General features: G+C 69.0%; 5 protein-coding genes. All 5 read right to left on the bottom strand.

Annotation, left to right across the window (positions count from 1 at the left end):
• Window positions 1-353 precede the first annotated feature (353 nt).
• The 5 genes from JX283_RS07755 to JX283_RS07735 all read right to left on the bottom strand — a co-directional run bounded on the left by JX283_RS07755 (window position 354) and on the right by JX283_RS07735 (window position 4,870).
• Complete coding sequence (locus JX283_RS07755; protein WP_204830061.1) at window positions 354-2,561, bottom strand: FtsX-like permease family protein; 2,208 nt, start codon at window positions 2,559-2,561, stop codon at window positions 354-356.
• Complete coding sequence (locus tag JX283_RS07750) at window positions 2,551-3,315, bottom strand: ABC transporter ATP-binding protein (RefSeq protein WP_204830060.1); 765 nt, start codon at window positions 3,313-3,315, stop codon at window positions 2,551-2,553. The genes JX283_RS07755 and JX283_RS07750 overlap by 11 nt, the downstream gene beginning before the upstream one ends.
• Before the next feature lie 38 nt (window positions 3,316-3,353).
• Window positions 3,354-3,503: a hypothetical protein gene (locus tag JX283_RS07745; protein ID WP_168354062.1), complete on the bottom strand. Its 150-nt coding sequence runs from the start codon at window positions 3,501-3,503 to the stop codon at window positions 3,354-3,356.
• Window positions 3,504-3,831: 328 nt separating this feature from the next.
• Window positions 3,832-4,452, bottom strand: a complete 621-nt coding sequence (gene recR, locus JX283_RS07740; protein WP_135978481.1) for a recombination mediator RecR — start codon at window positions 4,450-4,452, stop codon at window positions 3,832-3,834.
• A gap of 34 nt (window positions 4,453-4,486) precedes the next feature.
• Entirely contained in the window at window positions 4,487-4,870 is a 384-nt protein-coding gene (locus tag JX283_RS07735) for a YbaB/EbfC family nucleoid-associated protein (RefSeq protein ID WP_135978418.1), read from the bottom strand.
• Window positions 4,871-5,008 lie beyond the last annotated feature (138 nt).

Here is a 5,008-nt window from a genome sequence, read left to right as displayed (position 1 = left end):
GCCGGGGGGCACGTCCACGGGACCGACCGCGGCGCGGGGTACGGGGGCCTCCTCCTGCTGCCTCCGGGCGCCGAAGCGACGCGGCTCCGACGACTTCCCGGGCCTTGCGGCGTGCTTGGCGTGTCTTGGCGTACGGGACGACCCGTCGCTGTAGGGGTTGTTCGCCATGGTCTCCTCGATGTGCGGGCCCGTGCCCGTGCCTCGGCAATGGTTACCCCAGCATCTTAGACGGTTTGGCAACCCCGGATACCCGCCCGTCACCGGTCTCGGCATCCACGAACATGAAAACGGGCCNCTCTCCGCAGCAACTCCACNGAGAGGGGCCCGTTCGGCCGAGGCGGCGACCACGAGGGCTAGCGGCGCGCCTCGCTCACGGTGCGGTGCACGGTACCGGCGGAAAGCGCCCAGCACACCGCCATGTAGCCGCCGTAGACCACCACGAACACCAGGGCGCCGGCCGCCGTGGCCCCCACGATGTCGAAGGGGGTGACCAAGGAGACGATCTCGCCCACCTTGGTGAGGGCCACCGCCGAGTGGGCCACGCCCACGGCCAGNGGCAGCAGGAAGTAGAAGANCACCTGGCTGANCAGGGAGCGGTTCTGGAGGCCCCGGGGGNATCCCAGCTCGTTNAGGAGACGGTAGCGCCCGGCCGAGTCGGCCACTCCGGAGAGCATCTGGATGGCGAGCACCGCGGCCACCGACATCACAAGCACGNAACCGATGTAGACCGCCATATAGCCCACGAGGCCCGTGAGGCTGCCCGAGCTCTCCCGCTGGGAGGCGAAGGTGCTGGAGTAGGTGAAGGTGCCCACAGCGCGGCCGTCGTCCATGAGCCAGTTGGCCCGCTCCACATCGGCGTCGGACTCGCCGCGGGCGAGCAGGGCCGAGGCGGGGAGGGAGTTCTCGTCGAAGTACTCGTCGAAGGCCCCCACCTGGTCGTCGGGGGCCATGAACTGCAGGAAGGACGTGGCAGGGGCCAGGCCGACCANCATGTCGTCNGGGACCACTAGGGTGCCGATGTTCTGNGAGACGCCGGAGTCGAACAGGGCGGCGCTCTCGTCGGTCACCACCTCCTGGACGGTGAGGTCGCGGCCGGCCACGGAGACGGGCAGGGCCGAGGCGGCCACCTGGTCCCAGAAGCGACCGAAGGTGGAGGGGCTGTCGGTGGTCACGATCATGGACCCCTCGTCGAGGGACACCGGCTCCATGCCCAGGAGCTGTCGGGAGGCGTTGTAGCTGGAAAGGGGCTCCAGGACAGGGTAGGTGTCGGCCGCGACGTCCGCGAGGTTGTACTCCTTCCAGAAGCCCATGGTGCCGGTGGCCTTGGCGACGTCGGCCAGGGACGTGCCACCCTCGGGCGCCCCGGGGACGTGCTGGTCGTAGGTGTTCACCTGGGCCGTGCGGACCCCGAACCGGTCGAAGTCGATGNNCAGGCNCCGGTAGTTCTCGGCCATGNCCACGGGGGCGGTGGCCTCGGCGAAGGCCTGGCCGTTGCCCTCGGAGGAGTACGCCTGGATGTTGCCGGAATCGAAGTAGAAGGCGTTCACCGACGCGGTGTAGGGGTTGCAGCGCAGGAGCGAGTCGTTGAGGGAGGTGGCCAGGGCCATACCCGTGGTCACCGAGGTGACGGCGAGGAAGAGCACCATGGCCGTGACCCCCATGGCGGCCGAGCTGGAGTTGATGCGGCTCGCCACCTGACGCACGGTGAACATGTGGAGGTCGCGCAGGTAGAAGTGCCTGAGGCTCTCGGCCCCCTTGACCAGCACCGTGGGCAGCGCCCAGAACAGCAGGAACGTGCCGGCCGTGACCATGGCCGTGGTGATGGCGAACTGCAGGTTGGCCTGGCCGTCCTCGCCCGTCGTGCTCCCCAGCATCACGGGGAAGCCCATGGTGAGCAGGCGCTGGTAGGCCCAGACGATGAGGGCCACGGACACCACCAGGGCCACGGCGGAAAGCACCGGGCGCCTGAGGCGCACCGACTCGTTGGCCCTGCCGCCCCGCACGAGCTCCACCAGGCGCAGGCGCGAGATGGTGCGCAGGTTGAACAGGAGCATGACCACGAAGGTGACGGCGAAGCAGGAGGCCACGGTGACGAGGGCGTCCCCGGAGACGATGAAGCGGAACTCCTTGACCGTCTCGTTGAACAAGGCCGCCGAGACGAAGACCAGGAGCTGCGAGGCGAAGAGCCCCAGCACGAGCCCCACCAGGAAGGCGGCCACGGAGGCCACCAGGGTCTCCACCGCCATGATGAGGCCCACCTGGCCGCGGGTCATGCCCAGGATCTGGTAGAGTCCGAACTCCTCCTTGCGGCGACGCACGAGGAAGTTGTTGGCGTAGACCATGAGGAACCCTAGGACCACCGCCAGGCCATAGGTGAGGCCGTGGAGCAGGTCGGCAATGAAGAGCAGGGTCTCGCTGGCCGACCCGGACAGGAACTCCCCCTGGACCCCGATGGTGTTGAAGGCGTAGAAGACCGCCACGCCCAGGGCGATGGTGACGAAGTAGACGGCATAGTCGCGCAGGGAACGGCGGACGTTGCCGAGGGCGATCTTAACGAGCATCGCCACCCCCCATCACCGAGATGACGCGGTTGACCTCGGCGAAGAACTCCTGGCGGTCGCGGTCTCCGCGGCGGACCTCGGTGAAGAGGCTGCCGTCGCGGATGAACAGCACGCGGTGGCAGTAGCTGGCGGCGTAGGCGTCGTGGGTGACCATGAGGATGGTGGTGTCGTAGTCGCGGTTGAGCCGCTCGAACGACTCGAGGAGCACCTTGGAGTTCTTGGAATCCAGGGCGCCCGTGGGCTCGTNGGCGAGCACGAGGGCCGGGTCGGCCACGATGGCGCGGCAGGCGGCGATGCGCTGGGCCTGGCCGCCGGACACCTGGTAGGGGTACTTGTCGAGNACCTCGGAGACGTTGAGGGAGGTGGCCACCTGCTCGGTGCGCTCGCGGATGAACGACGGCTTGCGGCGGGCGATGGTGAGCGGGAGCTCGATGTTCTCGCGGCAGGTGAGGGTGTCCAGGAGGTTGGAGTCCTGGAAGATGAAGCCCAGCTGGGTGCGGCGGAAGTCGGCCAGGGCGCGCTGGCGCATGTGGGCGACGTCGGTGCCGTCCACCACCACCTCGCCGGAGGTGGGCCGGTCGATGGTGGCGATGCAGTTGAGCAGGGTGGTCTTGCCGGAGCCGGACGGGCCCATGATGGCCACGGACTCGCCCTTGGCGACGGTGAGGCTCACCCCGTCGAGGGCCCGGGTGGCACTGGCGAGGCCTCCCCCNTACACCTTCACCAGGTCGCGGACCTCGAGGACGTTGGACATGGCGGTTCCTTTCTCCAGGGATCGTGCGGTGGGGAGGGTCAGCGGGAGAACACCCAGAGGGCGGCCATCATCACGGCGCCCACGACGGTCATGAGGGCCGTCCAGCACGCCAGCTCGACGGTTGACATGGAACCGTCCAGCACGGCCTGGTTGTTCTCGAAGTAGGTGTCGAGGGCCCGCTTCATCATGGTGCTCCTCCTCACGGGTCGGCGTTTCTGACGACTCCCATGGTGGAGGAGGGCCCCGGGGGCTGCCATCGATTGGGCTTACGGTGGGTGACAGTGCCGTAAGGGAGGGCCTGCCGGAGGCGCAGGGGGGCTGACGGCAGCCCCAGCGGCACCCGCCCCGGCACCTGAACACGGTTGAGGGCGGGTCCCTGCGCCGGTTTGCACGGGAACCCGCCCTCTAGGGCGCCCAAGGGTGCGAGATCCGCCCTCAGACGCGTTCAGGTGGGGAAAGGGTCGCCCTCAGACGCATTCAGGTGCCAAGAGGAGCAGCGGGCCGACGGGTGGGGGGTCAGGCCATGCGGCGGGCCTCGATGGCCCTGCCGAGGGTGACCTCGTCGGCATACTCCAGCTCGCCGCCCACGGGCAGGCCCGAGGCCAGGCGCGTCACCTTGACGCCCAGGGGGCGGATGGTGCGAGCCAGGTAGGTGGCGGTGGTCTCGCCCTCCACGTCGGGGTTGGTGGCGAGGATCACCTCGGCCACCTCGTCGGAGGAGAGCCGGGCCATGAGCTCGCGCACGTGGAGCTGCTCGGGACCCACCTTGTCCATGGGCGAGACGACACCGCCCAGCACGTGGTAGAGGCCGTGGTAGACGCCGGTGCGCTCGATGGCCGAGACATCGCGCGGCTCCGCCACCACACAGATGGAGGAGCGGTCGCGCGAGGGGTCGGCGCAGACGTCGCAGACGTCGCCCGTGGCGTACGAGAAGCACACGGGGCAGAAGTGCACGAGGCGTTTGACGTCGAGGACGGCCTGGGCGAGGCGCCGGGCCTCCTCGCCGTCCACCGACAGCAGGTGGTAGGCGATGCGCTGGGCCGACTTGGGGCCGATGCCGGGCAGGCGTCCGAGCTCGTCGAGGAGCCGCGTGAGCGCACGGCGGTCGCCGTCGGGTGATGGTGAGGGGGCGCCCAGGGGCGTCCCCGTGGGGTCGCTGCCGTACAAGGGGCTAGAACAGGCCGGGGATGCCCATGCCGCCCAGGTCCATGCCGCCAAGGCCGGTGGCGGAGGCCACCTCGCTGTTGGCCGCCTCGGAGGCGGAGTTGAGGGCGTCGTTGACGGCGGCCAGGATCATGTCCTGGAGCAGCTCGACGTCGTCGGGGTCGAGGGCCTCGGGGTCGATGGCGATGGACTTGAGCTGCATGTCGCCCGAGGCGACCACCTTGACCATGCCGCCGCCGGCGCTGGCGGAGACCTCGAGCTCCTTGGCCTTGTCCTGGGCCTGGGCGAGCTGCTCCTGCATCTTCTTGGCCTGCTGCATGAGCTGGTTCATGTTCACGCCGCCCATGTTGCCGCGGGGCATCCCGCCGCGGGACATGCGGTTCTTAGCCATGGGTTGACCTTTCTGTCGGGGGTGCGCCGGCGGAGGCCGGCGGTGCTGTCACAACTGTAGCGGTCGCGGCGCGTCATTTGTCTGGTCGTGTCCCAACGGTCGGACACTTTTGTCCCAGCAGTCGGACACCTGTCTCTT

Origin of the sequence: Olsenella sp. CU969 (assembly GCF_905219715.1) — a bacterium.
Classification (GTDB): domain Bacteria; phylum Actinomycetota; class Coriobacteriia; order Coriobacteriales; family Atopobiaceae; genus Granulimonas; species Granulimonas faecalis.
This window is presented reverse-complemented; position numbering and strand designations above follow the sequence as displayed.

Coding starts and splice junctions, on each gene's coding strand:
- JX283_RS07745 (WP_168354062.1), bottom strand. CDS start 3,503: ATGATGAAGCGGGCCCTCGACACCTACTTCGAGAACAACCAGGCCGTG.
- JX283_RS07735 (WP_135978418.1), bottom strand. CDS start 4,870: ATGGCTAAGAACCGCATGTCCCGCGGCGGGATGCCCCGCGGCAACATG.